The 19,020-nt window shown below is 52.6% G+C and carries 14 protein-coding genes and 1 riboswitch; of the genes, 7 read left to right on the top strand and 7 right to left on the bottom strand.

Going from position 1 to position 19,020, the window contains the following annotated elements; translation table 11 throughout:
• Window positions 1-15 precede the first annotated feature (15 nt).
• Window positions 16-1,680 carry a ShlB/FhaC/HecB family hemolysin secretion/activation protein gene (locus tag E0L13_RS07040; RefSeq protein ID WP_168061318.1) on the bottom strand — a complete coding sequence of 555 codons (1,665 nt, stop codon included), beginning with the start codon at window positions 1,678-1,680 and terminating at the stop codon, window positions 16-18.
• Window positions 1,681-2,047: 367 nt separating this feature from the next.
• On the opposite strand from E0L13_RS07040, the gene E0L13_RS07035 reads away from it, so the two are divergent.
• Together E0L13_RS07035 and E0L13_RS07030 are read left to right on the top strand one after the other, a co-directional pair.
• Entirely contained in the window at window positions 2,048-4,342 is a 2,295-nt protein-coding gene (locus E0L13_RS07035; RefSeq protein ID WP_168061316.1) for a LuxR C-terminal-related transcriptional regulator, read from the top strand.
• A gap of 251 nt (window positions 4,343-4,593) precedes the next feature.
• Window positions 4,594-6,051: an ATP-binding protein gene (locus E0L13_RS07030; protein ID WP_168061314.1), complete on the top strand. Its 1,458-nt coding sequence runs from the start codon at window positions 4,594-4,596 to the stop codon at window positions 6,049-6,051.
• An 80-nt stretch (window positions 6,052-6,131) separates the two neighbouring features.
• On the opposite strand, the gene E0L13_RS07025 is transcribed toward E0L13_RS07030, so the two are convergent.
• Window positions 6,132-6,653, bottom strand: a complete 522-nt coding sequence (locus tag E0L13_RS07025; protein WP_168061311.1) for a flavodoxin — start codon at window positions 6,651-6,653, stop codon at window positions 6,132-6,134.
• 625 nt (window positions 6,654-7,278) lie between these two features.
• Complete coding sequence (locus tag E0L13_RS07020) at window positions 7,279-7,854, bottom strand: flavodoxin family protein (RefSeq protein ID WP_168061309.1); 576 nt, start codon at window positions 7,852-7,854, stop codon at window positions 7,279-7,281.
• A gap of 197 nt (window positions 7,855-8,051) precedes the next feature.
• Between E0L13_RS07020 and E0L13_RS07015 the strand changes: the two genes are divergently transcribed.
• Window positions 8,052-9,293: an LL-diaminopimelate aminotransferase gene (locus E0L13_RS07015; RefSeq protein WP_168061307.1), complete on the top strand. Its 1,242-nt coding sequence runs from the start codon at window positions 8,052-8,054 to the stop codon at window positions 9,291-9,293.
• Window positions 9,294-9,309: 16 nt separating this feature from the next.
• Window positions 9,310-10,416, top strand: coding sequence for a redox-regulated ATPase YchF (ychF, locus tag E0L13_RS07010; protein ID WP_168061305.1), 1,107 nt, complete (start codon window positions 9,310-9,312; stop codon window positions 10,414-10,416).
• Between the two features lie 70 nt (window positions 10,417-10,486).
• On the opposite strand, the gene E0L13_RS07005 is transcribed toward ychF, so the two are convergent.
• From E0L13_RS07005 to E0L13_RS06995, 3 genes are all read right to left on the bottom strand, one after another.
• Window positions 10,487-10,732: a helix-turn-helix transcriptional regulator gene (locus E0L13_RS07005; protein WP_168061303.1), complete on the bottom strand. Its 246-nt coding sequence runs from the start codon at window positions 10,730-10,732 to the stop codon at window positions 10,487-10,489.
• A 253-nt stretch (window positions 10,733-10,985) separates the two neighbouring features.
• Window positions 10,986-12,392 carry an FAD-binding oxidoreductase gene (locus E0L13_RS07000; protein ID WP_168061301.1) on the bottom strand — a complete coding sequence of 469 codons (1,407 nt, stop codon included), beginning with the start codon at window positions 12,390-12,392 and terminating at the stop codon, window positions 10,986-10,988.
• Window positions 12,393-12,675: 283 nt separating this feature from the next.
• Window positions 12,676-14,595 carry an ABC-F family ATP-binding cassette domain-containing protein gene (locus E0L13_RS06995; protein WP_168061299.1) on the bottom strand — a complete coding sequence of 640 codons (1,920 nt, stop codon included), beginning with the start codon at window positions 14,593-14,595 and terminating at the stop codon, window positions 12,676-12,678.
• A 155-nt stretch (window positions 14,596-14,750) separates the two neighbouring features.
• On the opposite strand from E0L13_RS06995, the gene E0L13_RS06990 reads away from it, so the two are divergent.
• The gene (locus tag E0L13_RS06990) at window positions 14,751-16,289 is read left to right on the top strand and encodes a hypothetical protein (protein ID WP_087477627.1); all 1,539 of its coding nucleotides are present in this window, start codon (window positions 14,751-14,753) and stop codon (window positions 16,287-16,289) included.
• 51 nt (window positions 16,290-16,340) lie between these two features.
• On the opposite strand, the gene E0L13_RS06985 is transcribed toward E0L13_RS06990, so the two are convergent.
• On the bottom strand, window positions 16,341-16,763 hold the full coding sequence (locus E0L13_RS06985; protein ID WP_087477628.1) for a C-GCAxxG-C-C family protein: 423 nt from the start codon (window positions 16,761-16,763) through the stop codon (window positions 16,341-16,343).
• A 166-nt stretch (window positions 16,764-16,929) separates the two neighbouring features.
• A riboswitch (SAM riboswitch) is annotated at window positions 16,930-17,025 on the top strand.
• A gap of 103 nt (window positions 17,026-17,128) precedes the next feature.
• Between E0L13_RS06985 and E0L13_RS06980 the strand changes: the two genes are divergently transcribed.
• Together E0L13_RS06980 and metF are read left to right on the top strand one after the other, a co-directional pair.
• Window positions 17,129-17,962 carry a MetQ/NlpA family ABC transporter substrate-binding protein gene (locus E0L13_RS06980; RefSeq protein WP_087477629.1) on the top strand — a complete coding sequence of 278 codons (834 nt, stop codon included), beginning with the start codon at window positions 17,129-17,131 and terminating at the stop codon, window positions 17,960-17,962.
• 149 nt (window positions 17,963-18,111) lie between these two features.
• On the top strand, window positions 18,112-18,975 hold the full coding sequence (gene metF, locus E0L13_RS06975) for a methylenetetrahydrofolate reductase [NAD(P)H] (protein WP_168061297.1): 864 nt from the start codon (window positions 18,112-18,114) through the stop codon (window positions 18,973-18,975).
• Window positions 18,976-19,020 lie beyond the last annotated feature (45 nt).

Here is a 19,020-nt window from a genome sequence, read left to right as displayed (position 1 = left end):
CCTCATATGAATGCATTAGAATTGACTGTTGAAGGAAAAGTGGACGCGGGCCCGGCTTTGTTCCTCGTCATTGATCGTGCGGATGAGGGGGAAGCCCATGCCGACGTTGACCGACATGTGGTCGCCGATAGCCGTCTTGATTCCGAAGCCCGTGCCGACGAGGAGCGTGTCGTCGTAGGCGCTTTCGCCCCAGACGCGGCCTCCGTCGAGGAAGATGTAGGCGTTGGTCTTCTTGGACGACGTGAGGGGAACGGTGTATTCCACGCTTCCCATGACGCCGCTGTCGCCGCCGAGCAGGCTTTCCGTATAGCCGCGGACGCTGTACATGCCGCCGATGTAGAATTGTTCAGCCGACGGCAGGTATTGGGTGCTGCTGAGCTGTCCGTCCAGGCGGGCCGTAATCATTTGTCCCGACGGAAAGGCCTTTTGGTATAAGGTATTGAAGTAGTACTTGCCGAAATGCTTCGTATTGCCGGCGATGTCGTCGTAATCGCCGACGCGGTAGGCGTGCTTCTGATAGAAAATCGTCGTCCGGCCGTAGTCGATCTGGTCGAAGAACAGGGACCAGCCCTTGACGGTGTCGTCGATCCAGTGCATGCCCATGAAGTCGGTTTTCGAGTTTTGGTAGCCGTATTCCAGGCCCATTTCGGATTTCACCGTTTCCGTCGTCATAATGGGCTGGGTCAGGGAAATGCCGTAGGCATAGGAATGGCCCTTGACGTCCAGATCTTCCAGAGGCCCGTCCGTAATGTGGACGCTGTTGGTGCTGTAGTTGAGGCCCAGCTTCGTCCCATTGCGGTTGATGGGAAGGGAGTAGGACAGGCCGAAGGATTTCGTGCCTTCGGAAAAGACCGAGGTCATCATGAGGGAATCGCGGACTCCCGTCAAGCTCCGGTCCTGCCAGAACATGCCGCCGCGGTACAGGCCGCTCGTCTCGCTGCCGGCGTTGTCGGAAAAGAGGCCGAAGACCTGCTGCTGCGGCTCGTAGGCCGTAATGACGTAGTCCGTCGTGCCGTAGGTCTCGCCGGCTTTCATGGCGATGCGCAGCTGGGCGTCGTTCGTCGCGTTGAACCGCAGAAGATCCTTATTGACGTCGGAAATATTAGTGATCTTTCCTTCTTCAATAGCGACGCGGTTGCGAATGTAATCTTCCCTCGTCGAGTTGTTTCCCTGTACCGTTACGGCGCCGGTCTTGCCTTCGACGACGCTGATATGGACGACGCCGCCCTTAATGGTCTGCGGCGCTAAGTAAGCCCGGCAGGTCATGTAGCCTTTTTCGCTGTACAGTTCATTGATCTGTTCTACGATAGTATATAAGTCCTGTATGGAGACTTCCTTGCCGATATAGGGCGCTGTCACGGCCTGTATTTCCTCGCCGCTCAGTACGTCCGACTCGTCGACGATAATGTCGTTCAGCTGAAAGCGGACGGCTTTCGACGTGTCTTCCGGCGTCGTCTCCCGTTGGTCCTCTACCTGGCTCGCTTCGCGGCCTTCGGAAATGCGCTGCATCGTCCGCTGCCATTCCAGGTATTGGCGCGTGCGGCTCAGCTGTACGCCCGAATCGTTCATCCCGGTCAGCTCACTCGCCGGCGGCAATTCGACGGCCCATGCGTGACCCCCAAGGAGCACGCTGGAGGCAATGATAACTGATATATATTTAGTCCAGACTTTCATCGTCATGTAACCCTCCTGTTTCTATGGTCTTTTTATCGTATTTTTATTCTTTATAATAACTTTTTATGCGTCATACAAAACTTTTTGCCAACTGCTCCGCAGTTCGTGCAGTCATATACTTTTTCAACTTATATTATAAAGGAAGGTACTAAGGTAAATATATTATACAAAAGTATATACTTTAATAAAAAACGAGCTCCGGCGAATTTCTTTCTCTCTTTTCGCACAAAGCTCATTAAATATTTATAAAATTGTGAAAAGTATATTTTCCAGGACCTTATTCCGTATTATAATGTAATTACTTGCAGTTTTTCCCATGTGTTTCGGGGTGTTTCCATGAGTCTATCTATCTGCCTGTAAAGGGGGTGCTTTCATGTTAACGGAAGAAGCGCTTATATTGCAGCTAAGCAAACGGATTATAACGGCGTATTTTGAAGAACTGGACTTGACGCCGCTCTTTTCTCATTTATCGGACGACGTCATCTGGGCCGGCGCGGGAAAACATATGCAGCTGACAGGCTATGAAGCCGTCACGGAGGCCCTCCGCCGCGGCCACAGCCAGCGCGTCCCCTGCCGCATCAGCAACGAGGAGTACACCGTCCGCCCGCTGAGCGATACGACGTGGCTCTGCCAGATTTGCTCCGACATCACGACGGACCCGTCCTGCAACATGTTTATCCACGAATACCAGCGCTGCGTCTTTATTTTTCAAAAAACGCAGCGTTGCGATGACGGCTGGGAAATCATCTACCTGAATAATTCCGTCGCCTATAACCGCCTGAACGACCAGGAGCTGTTCGCCGCCGAGTACGGTATGCACAACTTCCAGCAGCGCGCCGAAGCTGATGGAGAAAACGTCCTGACGACGCAGGACAAGTACCAGCTGTACAGCTACATAAAACGAAATGCCTTTGCTAATCTCGACGCAGCGGGAAAAAATCTCTTTCTGGCCCTGTCCCTCTTTCCATCCTTTACGGGAGAGCTGGCGTCCTATGTGATGGATTCGCCCCGCGCCAAGGATCTTCTCGACGCCGAGGTGGAACGAAATCCCTTCTTATATTTCGATTACCATGACGGGACCTATTCCTTCCATCCCCTGCTGGCCTCGTATCTGCACTATGTCTTTTCACGGAAAAGCCGCCGCTGGCAGCAGGCGCAGCAGCTCCGGGCGGCGCACTGGTACCTGCAGGAAGGCGACTATAAGCAGGCCATCGTCCTGGCCCGCCGCGCCGGCAATTACGATACGGTCCTGACGGCAATTGAGCAAGGCGGTCGGGAAAGCCTATACGGCTTCGCCCATGACGTCGCAGCCGATACGCTGCAGCACGCTTCCGCCGCAGAACGGGCCGCTCATTTGGAAGGATGTTTTTACTGCGTCTTATACGCCTTCCGCTGCGGCAAGTGGCTCCTCGCTGTCAAATATCTTTCCGTTCTGGCGGACTGCGTCGAGACGGAGTTCGCCGACGCCGCCCAGCGCCTGTACTACGCGGCCTATGCCGAGGTGATGAAAGGTTTCTGCTCGTACCCGGATCTTTCCGCTATGACGAAGCACGTCCAGCGCGCCCGGGAGCTTCTCCCGTCGCCGCACGACCTCATCCTGCCATGGACCTTCGGCTCGCCGTCGCCATTGTCCCTCTATCATTCCCTGCCGGGGCAACTGGAACAAACGGCGGAAGGGCTGCGGCAATTTACCGCTTCTTATATACGGCTGATTCACGCCGACGTCTTTCCGTGTCAGACCGATTTTATCCGCGGCGAATACGAATACCTGACAGGACGTCTCGACGAGGCGGAACAGACGCTGACTCAGTACGTTCATGCCAATTCTATCGTGCCGAAATGCATTTCCCATCTGCAAACGGCTCATTTTTATTTGGCTCGCCTGGCCCTTTGCCGCGGCGACGCCGCAGCGCTGCAGAAAGAAGTACAGCACCTGCACTCGCTGAAGCTCCAGGTCTACCCACAATGCGGCACGGCTGTAAAGCACCTGTGCGAAGCCTTCCTCCAGTCGATGCTGAACAGTTCGTCGGCTTCTGTGCCCTTATACACCTCACCCCCCCCCCCGATAGACGTAAATGGCTGTTATTATCCCATCGCGCCGATAGCCGCCGTCATACAGGATAAGGTCCTGCTGAGCCGCGGGGAGTTTCCACAGCTCCTGCTGCAGGCGACGGATCATTATAAAACGGCGATGGACTCGTCGTGCATACTGCCGGCGATTTACGAATCGATTCTTCTCGCCTGCGTCTACGAGCACGCCGGCAACATAGACGGAGCGGCAACGGCATTGAAGCAGGCCGTCGCGCTGGCCCAGCCCGACCATCTCATCATGCCCTTCGCCGAACACGCCGAATACTTGCCGCAGACGATGGAACGGCTCGGCTCCGACGCGGCGGCGCCCTTTATCGAACAAGCGCAAGACCTTTCTCTGGCCGAACCGCTGTCAACATTGCGTACCGCTCTCGCCAAGCCGTCCTTGCCCTTATCCAAGAGGGAACAAGAAGTCGCCGCCATGGTCGCCACCGGCCTGACCAATAAGGCCATCGCCGGTCAATTAAACATCGCCGAAGTAACCGTAAAGAAAACGCTGAGCCAAATATACAAAAAGCTGGGCATTACCAACCGCGCGGCCCTGTCGCACTACATGTCCAATCATCCGGCAGGCTGACATGCTGCAAATTCTTTCACAATAATTCAAATAAGCTAACAAATACACTAAATCAGCAAATGATTTCAGCAAAATTGTTAGCTTATTTTTTTGCTTATTTTGTTTTTTCTTTGCTTATTCCTTTGTTTATCAAAAAATTAATCTAAATTTCGCCGCATTAAGCAAACAAAAGCAGCGATAATCAAAATAGTTGTTTGATGAATCTAACTATATTTGCTAATATATAACATATAGAAGGGAGGATACGCTAAATGTTACCTGAAGATTTAGTAGAATTAGCTAACACGATTATGCAAAAAAAAGCAGAATCGCAATATATAGAAGTAAAAAGCGCTCATGAAGGCTGCCCCAAAAAGCTGTACGATACATTATCCAGTTTTTCTAATCAAGACCGCGGCGGAATTCTGATCTTCGGCCTTGACGAACGACAAAATTTTGAGCCTGTCGGCGTATATGATCTACAAGATTTGCAAAAAAAAGTAACAGAACAATGCAAGCAAATGGAACCTCCGGTGCGAGCAACATTTACCTTTGCAGAAATAAACGGATATGACATATGCTCTGCCGAAATCCCTGGTTTAGATTTATCAGAACGACCATGCTATTATCAAGGTATCGGCAGGGTAAAAGGTTCCTATATTCGCGTTGGAGATGCCGATCTTCACATGACGGATTATGAATTATATAGCTTCGAAGCGTTTCGCAAACATCAGCACGACGACGAGCGCCCCGTAGAACGAGCTACCGCATCAGCATTGGATACGGCGTCGTTAGAAAAATATGTATTAGAAAGAAAAGTAGATCGTCCTCAATTTTCCTTGCTTTCTTCTGACATGATATATGAAATGTTAAATATCTTCCGGAATGGTGTGCCCACCTTAGCCGCATTGATGAATTTCGGCATATATCCGCAAGGATATTTCCCGCAATTAGGCATAACTGCAATTGTCGTCCCTGGAATCGAAATCGGCGAAACAGATAGATACGACGCCCGTTTTCTCGACAACAAACGAATAGAAGGAAACATAGCTTCTATGGTCACGGAAGGATTGGCCTTTTGCCAGCGAAATATGAAAACGAAGACTGTCATTGATACCAAAACGGGAAAGCGAACAGACCAAACAGAGTACCCCGTCAAAGCCATTAGAGAAGCCATTTTAAACGCAGTAATCCACAGAGACTACAGCATATACACGGAAGGCACGCCAATTCAGCTTAATATATTTTCAAATCGAATCGAAGTCCACAGCCCCGGAACCTTATATGGCCGAATGACTGTCGAACAGCTCGGCATTTCAAAACCAGATCTTAGAAATCCAGCCTTAGCCGTTATGGCCGAATCGTTAACAAAAGCAGAAAACAGATACTCGGGCATTCCAACAATGCGCCGGGAAATGGCGGCTTGGGGATTACCTGCTCCTGTTTTTGAAAATCGCCGCAATGAATTTGTCGTAACCTTCTTCAATACCCCGCAGACACCTAACGAGCCAATAGATATTCCATCAGCAGTTGAAGCCGAAAATCCGTTGTTAGAATTTTGCAAAATACCGCGTACCCGAGCAGAGATTGCTGCATTTCTCGGCCTGAAAACGACATTTTACGCTATGACAAAATATATTCTTCCGCTATTAGATGCAGGCCTGTTAAAAATGACGCTGCCAGATAAGCCAAGAAGCCGAAATCAGAAATACTATTCTGACTCGATCTGACGTTAAAAAGCGCAGCCCTGTGAGCTATTCCACAAAGCTGCGCTTTTATTATGCCTTATTCTTAAATGTATACGGGCCGTTTACTGCTGAAGCCAGCGGCGCACGTCGTCTTCGGCATCGAGAATCGTCGTGCCGAACAGCGTCAGCCCTTGCCCAATCGTCGCCGTCGGGCACAGGTCGTGCAAATCCTGCAAGCTGGTGCCCCAGCCGCTGCCTTCATGAGTGCAGAAGGGCATGATGATCTTGCCGCCGAAATCATGAGATTCGAGGAAGGTCCACACGGCCATGGGCATCGTACCGCACCAGTTCGGATACCCTAAGAACACGACGTCGTACGGCGCGACGCTGTCCAGCTGCCGTTCCAGAGCCGGGCGGGCCCCGTCGGCCTTTTCCTGTCTGGCGGCGGCTACGGTTTCTTTATAGTCGTACGGATAGGGAATATCGCGCCGTATATGGAACAACGACCCGCCCGTATACTGCCGTATCATGCGGGCTGCCCGCTCCGTGTTGCCGACGGTCAGATCGACCAATTTTCCGCTGGCATAATTTTGACCGGCGTGAGAAAAATACGCAATGAGACAATTCTGTTCCCTATACTTCATGCTCTCGCATCCCTTCTCTCCAAATACACCGCAGCCGCTACCTGCTGCGGCATCTATTATTATATGCCAAAAGCGGCCTCTCGTGAAGACAGACAAAATATCGGCACAACGAATCATTTTGTTATGCCGTGCACGAATAGCCGCAGCCCGTAATATCTGGACATGGCGCAGAAGTCAGAACCCCTCTTGGATGGCGCTCCTTGAGGGGTCAGATGTCTAACTTGTTCAATTCTCCTAGCCTAGGCATAATGTACCAATCAATCTATCTGATGTCAATAGATGTATTTATACTTTATCTGAATACGCACGCACAACACATCCAGGTATTATGTAGCAAGTTGTGATATAATAAACACGTTGCTCTCTCCATCCCGGCAACAGGGAGGAGGTGACGTCTTGGAATTGGGTACATCTTTCCTATTGTCTATCATAGCAGGCGTAATAACCCATTACCTCTGTCAGTGGCTAGATAGGCATTTCTAGGAGCAACTAGCCCCACGAAAAAGCCCCCGCAAAGCAGCCACTTTCGGGGGTTTTCGTGTGTCTTGGAACCTATTCATCTTTCCTAATTGCATTATAACAAGGCTCGCACTGCAAGTCAATGCTCCGCCGCCCGATATGCCGCTTATTCCTGCAGCAGCTGCCGGGCAAAGGCTCTGGCGCGCTCCGCTTTTCCTTCGTCCATGAATACGGTCTTATATCCCAAATGCCGTTCCGCAAACAATCCGGCGTAGCGGAGCTTGGAATGCCTGCAGTAGCGCTGTATGCCTTCGGCGAAGATGTCTGCGCCGTGCTCCGGCTTATAGCCGCAGGTCGTAAAGACGGCGACCTTCTTGCCGGCCCACAGCGACGGGCCCACTTCGTCGCCGTAATACTTGTTGAAGCCGTATACGCAGCGGTCCAGCAGGGCTTTCATCGGCGCCGTGCAGTACCAGGAATAGATGGGCGTCGCCAGGACGATGACGTCGCTGTCCTTTATGTCGGCGGCAATGGCCGTCATATCGTCGTCGATGACGCAGTTGAAATCAGACCAGTCCTTCTGGCAGCCGCGGCAGGCGTGACAGCCTTCTATCTTTTTGTCGTACAGCCAGGTCAGCGTGTATTCTGCACCGCCTCGTTTCAATTCATCGCAGAAGGGCTCTAAACACTGGGCTGTGTTGCCGTGTTTTCTCGGGCTTCCCATCAAAATCGCAAACTTCATCGCTTCATCTCCTCATACATCACAAAAACTGTTTCATCCCTATAGTTTCATCTATATATCGAATAATGATGATTTTATTTTATCATAAGACAGCCTATTTGGCGAATCTTTGCAAGGACTGCGTATTGTAGTACAATAGTAAAAGATTATGCAAATCATACTATAGATTAGAAGCTATATAAGGAGGGCTCCGCACCATGGCTCATGTAAATGAAAATTATTTAAAGCTCCCCGGCAACTATTTATTCGCTACGATTGCGAAAAAAGTAGAAGCCTTTTCTAAAGCGCATCCCGAAGCAAACATCATCCGTCTCGGCATCGGCGACGTAACGCGCCCCTTGGCTCCGGCCATCATCGAAGCGATGCACAAGGCCGTCGACGAAATGGGCAAGGCCGAAACGTTCCGCGGCTACGGCCCCGAACAGGGCTATGATTTCCTCCGTCAGGCCATCATCGACGGCGACTACAAGACGCGCGGCATCGATCTCGATATCGACGAAGTCTTCATCGGCGACGGCGCTAAGACTGACGTAGCCTGCATTCAGGAAATCTTCGGCAGCGATTTGAAATTTGCCGTAGCCGACCCGGTATATCCGGTCTACCTCGACTCCAACGTCATGCTCGGCCACACGGGCGACTGGAACGCCGAAAAGGGCATTTACGACGGCGTCGTCTATCTCCCCTGCACAGCTGAAAATGGCTTCAAGGCCGAACCGCCGACGGAAGACGTAGACATCGTATACCTGTGCAACCCCAGCAACCCGACGGGCACGGCCATGTCCAAGGCCGAACTGGAAAACTGGGTCAAGACAGCGAAAGAAAAGAAATTCATCATCATCTACGACTCGGCCTATGAAACATATATTACGGAACCGGACGTTCCCCACAGCATTTTTGAAATTGAAGGGGCTAAGGAAGTCGCCATCGAACTGCGTTCGTATTCCAAGTGCGCCGGCTTTACGGGCACGCGCTGCTCCTACGTCGTCGTCCCGAAGGCCTGCGTAGGCTATAAAGCCGACGGCACGGCTGTCGAACTGAACCCCATGTGGAACCGCCGCCAGTGCACCTTCTTCAACGGCACGCCCTACGTCATCCAGCGCGCCGCCGAAGCGTACTACAGCCCGGAAGGCCAGAAGCAGTGCCTCGCCGACGTCAACTACTATATGGAAAACGCCCATATTATCCGCGACGGTTTGGTAGAAGCAGGCTTCACGGTATACGGCGCGACGAACTCCCCCTATGCCTGGGTACAGACGCCGAACGGCATGAAGAGCTGGGATTTCTTCGACCTGCTCCTGGAAAAGGCCCACGTCGTCACGACGCCGGGCTCCGGCTTCGGTCCTCACGGCGAAGGCTATCTGCGCCTGACGGCCTTCGGCACGAAGGAAAACACCATCGAAGCAGTCAAACGTATTGCTGATTTAAAATTATTCAAATAAAAAGGTGGTTTAACCATTGAGTACCAATCTGGAAGTCGGCATTGTCGGCTTGCCGAACGTCGGCAAGAGCACCCTGTTCAATGCCATTACCAAAGCCGGAGCAGAAGCGGCAAACTATCCTTTCTGCACGATTGAACCAAACGTCGGCGTCGTCGAAGTGCCGGACAACCGCATCCAGGTCCTGACGGACATGTATCATCCGAAAAAGACGATTCCCGCCGTCATGCGCTTTGTCGATATTGCCGGCCTCGTAGCCGGCGCGTCCAAGGGCGAAGGGCTGGGCAACAAATTCCTCAGCCACATCCGCGAAACGGACGCCATCGCCGAAGTCGTCCGCTGCTTTGAAGATTCCAATATCACCCACGTAGCCGGCTCCGTTGACCCGATCCGCGACATCGAAATCATCAACACCGAGCTGTGCCTGGCCGACTTGGAAACGACGCAGAAGCGGGCCGACCGCATCGCCAAGGTAGCCCAGTGCGGCGACAAGGCGGCGAAAGCGGAATACGAAGTCCTGAAAAAAGTCCTGGCGGCCCTGGAAGAAGGCGAACCGGCCCGTAAAGCCGGCCTGACGGAAGACGAGCTGCCTCAGGTCAAGGATTTGAATCTCCTCACGCTGAAGCCGATTATTTACATCGCCAACGTCAGCGAAGACGAAGCGGGCGATCCGGACTCCAATCCGAACGTCAAGCGCGTCGAAGAATACGCCGCCCAGGAAGGCGCTCAGGTCGTCGCTGTATCGGCTAAAATCGAATCGGAAATCGCCGAGCTTCCCGACGACGAAGCCGCCGTCTTCTTAGAAGAGCTGGGCCTTCCCGAATCGGGCCTGGACAAACTCATCAAAGCCAGCTACTCCCTTTTGGGCCTCATCAACTTCTTCACGGCCGGCGCCGACGAAGTGCGGGCCTGGACCATCGTCAAGGGCACGAAAGCGCCGAAAGCGGCCGGCAAAATCCATACGGATATCGAACGGGGCTTCATCCGCGCCGAAATCGTATCGTATGAAGACCTCATCGCCTGCGGCAGCGAACAGGCCGCCAAGGAAAAGGGCCTCGTCCGCCTGGAAGGCAAGGAATACGTCATGCAGGACGGAGACGTCACGTACTTCCGTTTCAACGTCTAATATCGTCTATACTCGTAATGAACGCAAAAAAAGCGCTGTTTCCTTTGAGGGGCAGCGCTTTTTCGCATGGTTACATATATTCGTCTTCGTCGTGCCAGGACTTGCGGCCTTCCCGTTCATCCGTAAAGCCGACGAGATAGTCCAGCGACACATGGTACAGCCTAGCCAGTACCATGAGTTTTTCTACGGAAATTTTTCGTTTTCCCAGCTCATACATTCCATATCCAACTTGCGAACAGTTCAATACTTTCGCCACATCGGCCTGAGACATTTTCGCTTCCAGGCGAAGAGGCTTCAAACGGCTATAATATTTCATCGTACCACCCTAGCTCCACTGCAACAACGGGGAACACCGCATTCCCATTTACTTCATTATCTACCTTATATAACTATAATCTATTTGTATGGTTATATCAACATTTTTATGACTATCTTTCCGCGAAAATATGGCACAAGTTCATTCTTTCTTTACATATTATGTAATTCTATAAGGTAATAAAAAACGACAGGGAATATATTAAAAAGTATAAACCCTGCCGTTATCTTTGTCATGATCTATAAAGCTGCACTTAACCGACGTTGACGAGTTTGCCTGGATTCATAATATCATTTGGATCCAAAGCCTTTTTAATAGCCCGGATCATCTTCAATTCTCCTTCAGGCGTACAGGCTTCGAATTCTTCCAATTTCTTAAAGCCGATGCCGTGTTCTCCCGACATTTTGCCGCCTAGAGCATATACGCGAGGGAACAAATCGTGATGAAAGGCTTTGATTTTGTTAAACCATTCTTCCGGCGACAACCCATTATTGTTCAGCGGCAAGACGTGAATGTTGCCGTCGCCGATATGAGCTACGGTGACGCAGTACAAGTCGTATTTCCGGCGCAGTTCCGGCAGCTGTTTCGTAATATCGGGAATTTTGTCCAGCGGCACGACGAAATCTTCCGTCTGGAACATCTTGTCGACGCTGCGAGCCGCTTCGGCAAATTGCTTGCGCAGCTTCCAGATACGGGCGTCAGCTTCAAATTCGTCGATAGAGCCGTTGGCTTCCGCCAAGTCGCAGAGCTGTTCCATCTTGCGGTCCGAATCTTCTTCGTTAAACGATTCGACAGTAACGATGACATAGTCGCAGCCGTCGTCGACGTGGGGCATCTTCATGTCCAGGAATTTGCAGGTAAGCTGCAATGCTTCGTTATCCATAAATTCGATGCTCGTCGGGTCGATGCCGGCCTTTAAAATCTTATTCGGCAGGGCGAAGGCTTCTTCATCGGATTTAAACACGCAGACCATGTTGAAGCTATACGGCGGTAACGGACGAAGTTTAACTGTAACCTCTGTGATGATGCCTAAAATACCTTCCGAGCCTGCCAGCAGCTGTTCCAGGCATAAGCCGGTAGAGCATTTTTGCAGACGCGCGCCGAGCGTGACGATATCGCCTGTCGGCGTAACGACTTTCAGGCTGTAAATCTGGTGGCGCGTCGTGCCGTATTTGACGGCTTTATTGCCGCCGGCGTTGTTGGCGACGTTGCCGCCGATTTGGCAGCTTTCGGCACTGGATGGATCGCCTGCGTATAACAGGTTATGCTTGCGCGCTTCAGCCTGCAGCTCGCCAGTCAATACGCCGGTCTGGCAAGTGGCGTACATATTGTCGGCGTCAAATTTCAAAATTTTATTCATGCGTTCCAATTCGACGACGATGCCATGGTATACGGGAATAGCGCCGCAGGCGACGCCGGAGCCGGCCGAACGGGGCGTCAATGGAACCAAATACTCGTTCGCCAGCTTGACGATCGCCGCTACTTCTTCCGTACTGCCGGGAAATACGACGACTTCCGGCTTGCGGAAGTAAATCGAATTTCCTTCTTCATCAGTCTGATAGGCCGTCAAATAGTCTTCGTCGGTTTTGACGAATTTATCCCCTACGACGTTTCGTAATTTTTCCAGTAATTCCGGCGTAACCGGATTAAACGTTGCCATTATTCAATCGCTTCTTTCTGTATCTAAAATTTAGCTCATACCCCTCACTTTGAGCCGCTCGCGAGTGTAGGAAATCCTACCGGCTAAAAAGCGATTGAAGATAGTATAGCACGTTAAAATATATTGTAAAGGCTGCTATTTTCAATATATTTATCATTTACAAGGCAAGACGTCGTTAGAAAGACAGGCTCTCTTCCGATAATTACTTATGGTTCTACGTTTTACCAAAATTAATTCTATTTGGTTATATATTATTTTGTCATACAATTCATGATTAGAATAGCTATTCAGAAAGTCGCTCCCACGTCTCGTACGCGGCGTCCAGCTGTGCCTGCGTTTCGTCGTAAAGGCGGGTCAGCTCCATCATCTTGTCGGCGTCGGTCTGCACGTCGGGCAGGTTCATCTGCACTTCGTACATCTTGAGCGTCGCTTCCAATTCGGCGATTTTCATTTCTATTTTTTCCAGCTTCAAGGCCGTTCCGTACGGCGGTTCCTTGCGCGCAGGCCCTTTCTTGGCAGGCGGTTCCGCCTTAGCCGCTGCAGCGGCCGGCTTAGGCTTTGCCGCAGCCGTTTCCGCTTCCCGTTCGGCCAATTCCTGAGCCGCCCGTTCTTCCGCTTCCCGCACCTTTTCCCGGTAATAGGTATAGTTTCCTAAAAATTCCTTGATCTTCTTATCTTCCAGCACGAGGGTCCGCTGGGTAATCTTGTCTAGGAAATAGCGGTCGTGGGATACGACGAGGTACGTGCCGCCGAATTCCTGCAGGGCCTGTTCCAGTACTTCCCTCGTCGGAATGTCGAGATGGTTCGTCGGTTCGTCGAGGATGAGGAAGTTGGCGCCCTGCAAAAACAGCTTCAATAAGGCCAGCCGCGCCTGTTCGCCGCCGCTCAGGCTGTCGACGACCTTAAATACGTCGTCGCCTTGAAAGAGGAAGCGGCCCAGCACGGAACGGGCTTCGTCTTCGCCGTAGCTGAAATCGTTCATGATTTCTTCCAGCACCGTCCAGGCGCCGTGCAAATCCGTATGCTCCTGGGCGAAGTAGCCGATATGCACGCGGCTGCCCAGGGTGATGTGGCCCTTGTCCGCTTCGATTTCGCCCATAATCATGCGCAGGAGCGTCGTCTTGCCCGTGCCGTTCGGCCCGATGAGGGACGCCGACTCGCCGCGGCGCAGCAGCAGGGACAAGTGGTCAAATAACTGCCGGTCGCCGAAGCCGCCGCAGATATCGTCGAGGACGAGGACCTTTTGGCCGCATTCTTCTGCCGGCGCAAAATGGAAATGCAGCGTTTCCGCTTCAGGAGCCAGTTCGATGCGCTCCAGCCGGTTGAGCTGGGACTGACGGCCCCGGGCCTGCTTGGCCTTGATGCCGGCCTTATACTTGCGGATATATTCTTCGGTCTGGCGGATATGGTCCTGCTGTTTTTGGTAGGCCCTTTCCAGAGCCTTGCGCTGCTCCGTCCGCTGGACGATGTACCGGGAATAATTGCCCTTGTATTTGGTCACCTTGCCGTGTTCCAGCTCCAGTATGCCCGTCGCCACCTTGTCCAGGAAATAGCGGTCGTGGGACACGATGAGGATGCCGCCGCCATAGGACAGCAAGTAGCCTTCCAGCCATTCCAGCATGTCCATGTCCAGATGGTTCGTCGGTTCGTCGAGGAATAAGTAATCGGGACGGCGTACTAAGGCCTTGGCCAGGTTGATGCGCGTCTTCTGGCCGCCGGAAAACTGCTGCACCGGCCGGTCCAAATCGGCTTCGCCGAAGCCCAGGCCGTGGACGATCTTCCGGGACATGGATTCGTATTCATAGCCGCCGAGCCATTCAAACCGTTCCTGCAGGCGGGCGTATTTGTTCATGACGCTTTCATCGTCGGGATGGGCCTGCATGTCCTTCTCCGCATCCTTGAGCTGTTCTTCCAGGCGCAGCACGTCCTGCCAGGCCTCGGTGATGGTCTGCCGCAGCGTCACGTCGTCTTCAAAGGCAATATCCTGCTGCAGGTAGCCGACCGATTCGCCTTCGGACACGACGAAGACGCCGCTGTCATATTCTTCCTGACCCATAAGGCATTTCAGGAGCGTCGATTTGCCTGCGCCGTTGGCTCCGATGAGGCCGATGCGTTCGCCGCGGCGGATTTCAAAGGATACGTCCTGAAACACCGTATGGACGCCGAATGATTTCGATAATTTCTGTACTTTTATACTTCCCATGGTTATCCTCTCATCTATGCTGCATCATGATATAATTTGCTAAGTATACATTATAGCATATCTGCTGCCGCCGCGACAGCTTCCGGCCGTTGTCATATCCCGGCGAATATGCTACAGTAAAGGCAAAGACACCTTTTGAAAGCGGGGGATAGATTATGATGTACAAACACGTTATGCGCCGCGCTGCGGCGGCCTGCCTGTTCGTAGTGAGCGGGCTGTTTCTGAGCGGCTGCGCCGACCTGCACGCCGACATGACCTTTAAGGACGACGGCTCCATCGTCCTGCGCAAGGACTTATCCTTTCAGATTCCCATGCAGGCCGACATGGCCGCTTCCCTGAATCAATGGAAGCAGGAAGACCGGCAGAACGGCTTCACCGTCGAAGATACGGCAAACGGCTACCGGTCCAGCAAAACCTACGCCGGCATACAGGATATTGCCGATACAGGCGGCGAATTCTGGACGCCCGACCCGGAATACGGTGAAATCCGGCTGCACAAGGGCCTCTTGTATGACTATTATTCCATCCATACGCGGATCAAGGGACAGGAAAACGCCGCCCTGCCACAGGCCCATTACGAAGACAATATTCCCAATTTCTTCCAGGTACCATCCAGCGTCGACGTCTGGAGTTATTTGGAATACCGCAAGCAGGCTGAACGGGAAGCGGCCCAGCTCAACGAAATCCATAACCAGGCCGTCGCCGCCGCCGTCAACTCGGCGTCTCTCGACTTTACGATGCACCTGCCCATGGCCGTCGACGCCACAAACGCCGACCAGGTCCTCGACGACGGCAAGACCCTCGTCTGGGATTTGAAGCCGGCCTTTATCAACACCCAGGGCGCCTCGGCAGGCCAGGATATTCACATGCAGGCCCAGTTCCGCATTTTCCATCAGACGACGGCCATCCTGCTAGGCGTCGTCTGCGCGGCCCTCGTCATCGCGGCGATTGTCTGCGCCGTCCTCGTCAAGCGCAAGCAGCCGACGGGACAATCCAAGCCCTATCTCATCGGCCTGGCCGTCTCCATCGTCTGCCTCGTCGGCTTAGGCGGCCTCGTCCAATCGGCTACGGCAACGCAGGTCACCTTCTCCGACAGCGACCGCATCATCAGCAAAGCGTTGCCAGAAGGCTCAGCCTATCAAACGCTTCCGTCCCCCAACAGCCTGGACACCGCCAAGGCAATGGCAAAAGACCATACTCTCCATGGTGAAGTCGTGGCTGTTTCCGAAGAAGATGACGACGGCTACCTAGCATTGTTCCAGACGACAGCCGGCCCTTGTTTCGTCATTGCCGACAAAGCCAGTGATTCCATTGCCGTTGTGCCATTCAAACAGTCGCTCATCCATTTCCGCACACAGTACACCCAGTTCTCGAACGGTAAAAAGAGCTATTACCCCCTTACCTTTATCATGGCCCGGCAGAATGACACGAAAGATAGCCCTGACGTAAAACTAGGCATCTGGCAAAACGACATGCATCAAATTCCCACATACGTTCTCATTGAACCCGATGAAAACGATGTCATCCACGTTGACGGCAATCCGTCTTCAGCCTGGAACACCCTTACGCCATCGCATTATCAAGTGCCAATGAAAGATGAAATAAATATCCGCATGGCCAAGATTTTTGCCAACCACATCGACAGCCTGAGCAAGGACGTCCGGGCCCGCGACGTCATCCTGCCGAATAAATAAACCCGCAAAAAAAGACCTCGTACGACGCCGTACGAGGTCTTTTCCATGTCTTTATTTTTTAAGCAATCCCTTTTCTTCTATAAAGGCCGCCAGGAGCTCCGCCGTACCGACCATGAGCTCCGGACAGGATACGGGGCCGCCGTTGGCCGGGCTCTTGAGGACGCGGCAGCACGACGCGTGGAACTTACCCATCCACAGCTGATAAAATTCCTTTACGGGAGCGTAGATTTCCGCCTTGGTCTTTTCTTCCGGCGTATTGCGGCCTACGAGAAGGCCCAGGATATGGCAGGCGCCGTTCAGGGCGCCGCAGAGACAGCCCGAGCCGCCGACACCGCCGCCCATGACCGATACCATGCGGAACACGTCGTCCGACAGGTTGAGGCCGTAATATTCATTGCAGGCCTTTAATACCGTTTCGGAACAGTTATTGCCGCCTTGCTGGTATTTTTTTACTACGTCTTGAATCGATTCCATTTCGTATTACCTCCTAATGCAATATCTCGTCCTTTGATTATATCACATTTTTGCCGTTCTGCCCTTTACTTTCGTTCTCGTCATATCAGGCCGGCAGACTATGCAAATATAGCAATTTGACAAATCTGAGATTCATGATACACTATGTTCAAGACAATTTTACATCCTTTTATCCAGAGCGGCGGAGGGACTGGCCCAATGAAGCCCGGCAACCGATAACGACGGTGCTAATTCCTGCGGATTGATTTCCGAGAGATAAAGACCCTGCGACGATACCTCTTTCTCTTGGGAAAGGGGCTTTTTTCATGGGATAAAAGGCTAAACGGTCTTACGCCATATCATTTTATATTTAGGAGGAATCATTTATGAAGCATTTCAAAAAACTTACCGTCCTGGCCGCTGCGGCTCTCTGCGCGCTGGCCGTATTGGCCGCCGGCTGCGGCAGCGACGCCCCGGCAGGCGGCAAAGAGTCGACGCAGAATAAGGTCCTGACCGTCGGCGCGACGCCCGTTCCCCACGCGGAAATCTTAAACGAAATCAAGCCCCTCTTAGCCAAGGACGGCATCGATTTGAAGATCATCGAATTTACAGATTACGTCAAGCCGAATCTGGCCCTGAACGACAAGGAGCTAGACGCCAACTTCTTCCAGCACGGCCCCTACATGGAAACGTTCAATAAAGAACACGGCACGCAGCTCAAGGCCATCTGCAAGGTCCACATCGAACCGATGGGCATTTACTCCCATAAAGTCGCCAAACTGGACGAATTGGCAAACGGCGCGAAGGTCGCCATCCCCAACGACCCGACAAACGGCGGCCGGGCCTTGCTCATCCTGCAGAAGGCCGGCCTGATTTCCCTGAAGGATAACGGCAGTATCACCTCTACGGTGCAGGACATCGTGAAAAACGACAAAAACCTCCAGTTCGTCGAATTGGAAGCCGCCCAGATTCCCCGCTCCATTGACGACGTAGACATCGCCGTCATCAACACGAACTTCGCCATGGAAGCCGGCCTCAATCCGCTGAAGGACGCGATTTTCCTCGAAGATAAAGACTCGCCGTACGCTAACATCTTAGCCATCCACGAAGGCGACGAAAACCGCCCGGAAATCCAGGCTCTCGTCAAAGCCCTCCAGTCTCCGGAAGTGAAGAAATTCATCGAAGACAAATACCAGGGAGCTATTCTGCCCAGCTTCTAATACAACACACATATATATTCATGCAAAAGGGCCTCGTTCCAGGCCCTTTTGTTATACATACGGCCATACTTCATGGTATAATATAAACAAAAACACGCGGCTGTACTCGTGCTTATCCCCTGTCAGCTATGCAGCAAGGAGCAATATATATGCGCACAAATGAATTATTTGCAAAAAAAACAGTCTTTTCCTTTGAAGTCTTCCCGCCCAAGCCGGATACGCCCATCGAGACGATTTACGCCGCTTTAGACGAGCTGAGCCAGCTTCATCCCGATTTCATCAGCGTCACCTGCGGCGCCAGCGGAAGCGGCAGCGGCGGCAACCGCACCGTCGAAGTGGCCTCGGCTATCAAGCACACCTACGGCTGTGAAACGGCGGCTCATATGCCCTGCATTTACCTGACTGAAGACGACGCCCTGCGTACCCTGGACGCGCTGAAAAAGGCGGGCATCGAAAATATCCTGGCCCTGCGGGGCGACGAAACACCGGGCCGCGAACGGGCCCATGTCTTCGAACATGCCAGCGACCTCGTAGCCTTCATCAAGCAGAACGCCCCGGAATTCAACGTCATCGGCGCCTGCTATCCCGAAGGCCATACGGAAGCCCAGACCATGGCCGCCGACATCCGCAACTTAAAGACGAAGGTCGACGCCGGCGCCAGCGAGCTCATTTCCCAGCTTTTCTTCGACAACGCCACCTTCTACCGCTTCCTCGAACGGTGCGAAATCGCCGGCATCAGCGTCCCCATCGAAGCGGGCATCATGCCTGTCACCAATAAGAAGCAAATCGAACGGATGGTGTCCCTGTGCGGCGCGACCTTGCCGGTCAAGTTCCAGCGGGCCATCGCCAAATACGGCGACAATGCCGAAGCCATGCGGGATATCGGCATCGCCTACGCCATCGACCAGATCGCCGACCTTTTGGCTAACGGTGTCGACGGCATCCACGTCTACACGATGAACAACCCCTATATCGCCAAGAAGATTACAGAAGCCGTAAAAAATCTATTATAAGAAATCCAAAAAAGCCCTGTACAGCATCGCTGCACAGGGCTTTTA

This window comes from Megasphaera sp. SW808, from assembly GCF_012027795.1.
GTDB lineage: Bacteria > Bacillota > Negativicutes > Veillonellales > Megasphaeraceae > Megasphaera > Megasphaera stantonii.
This window is presented reverse-complemented; position numbering and strand designations above follow the sequence as displayed.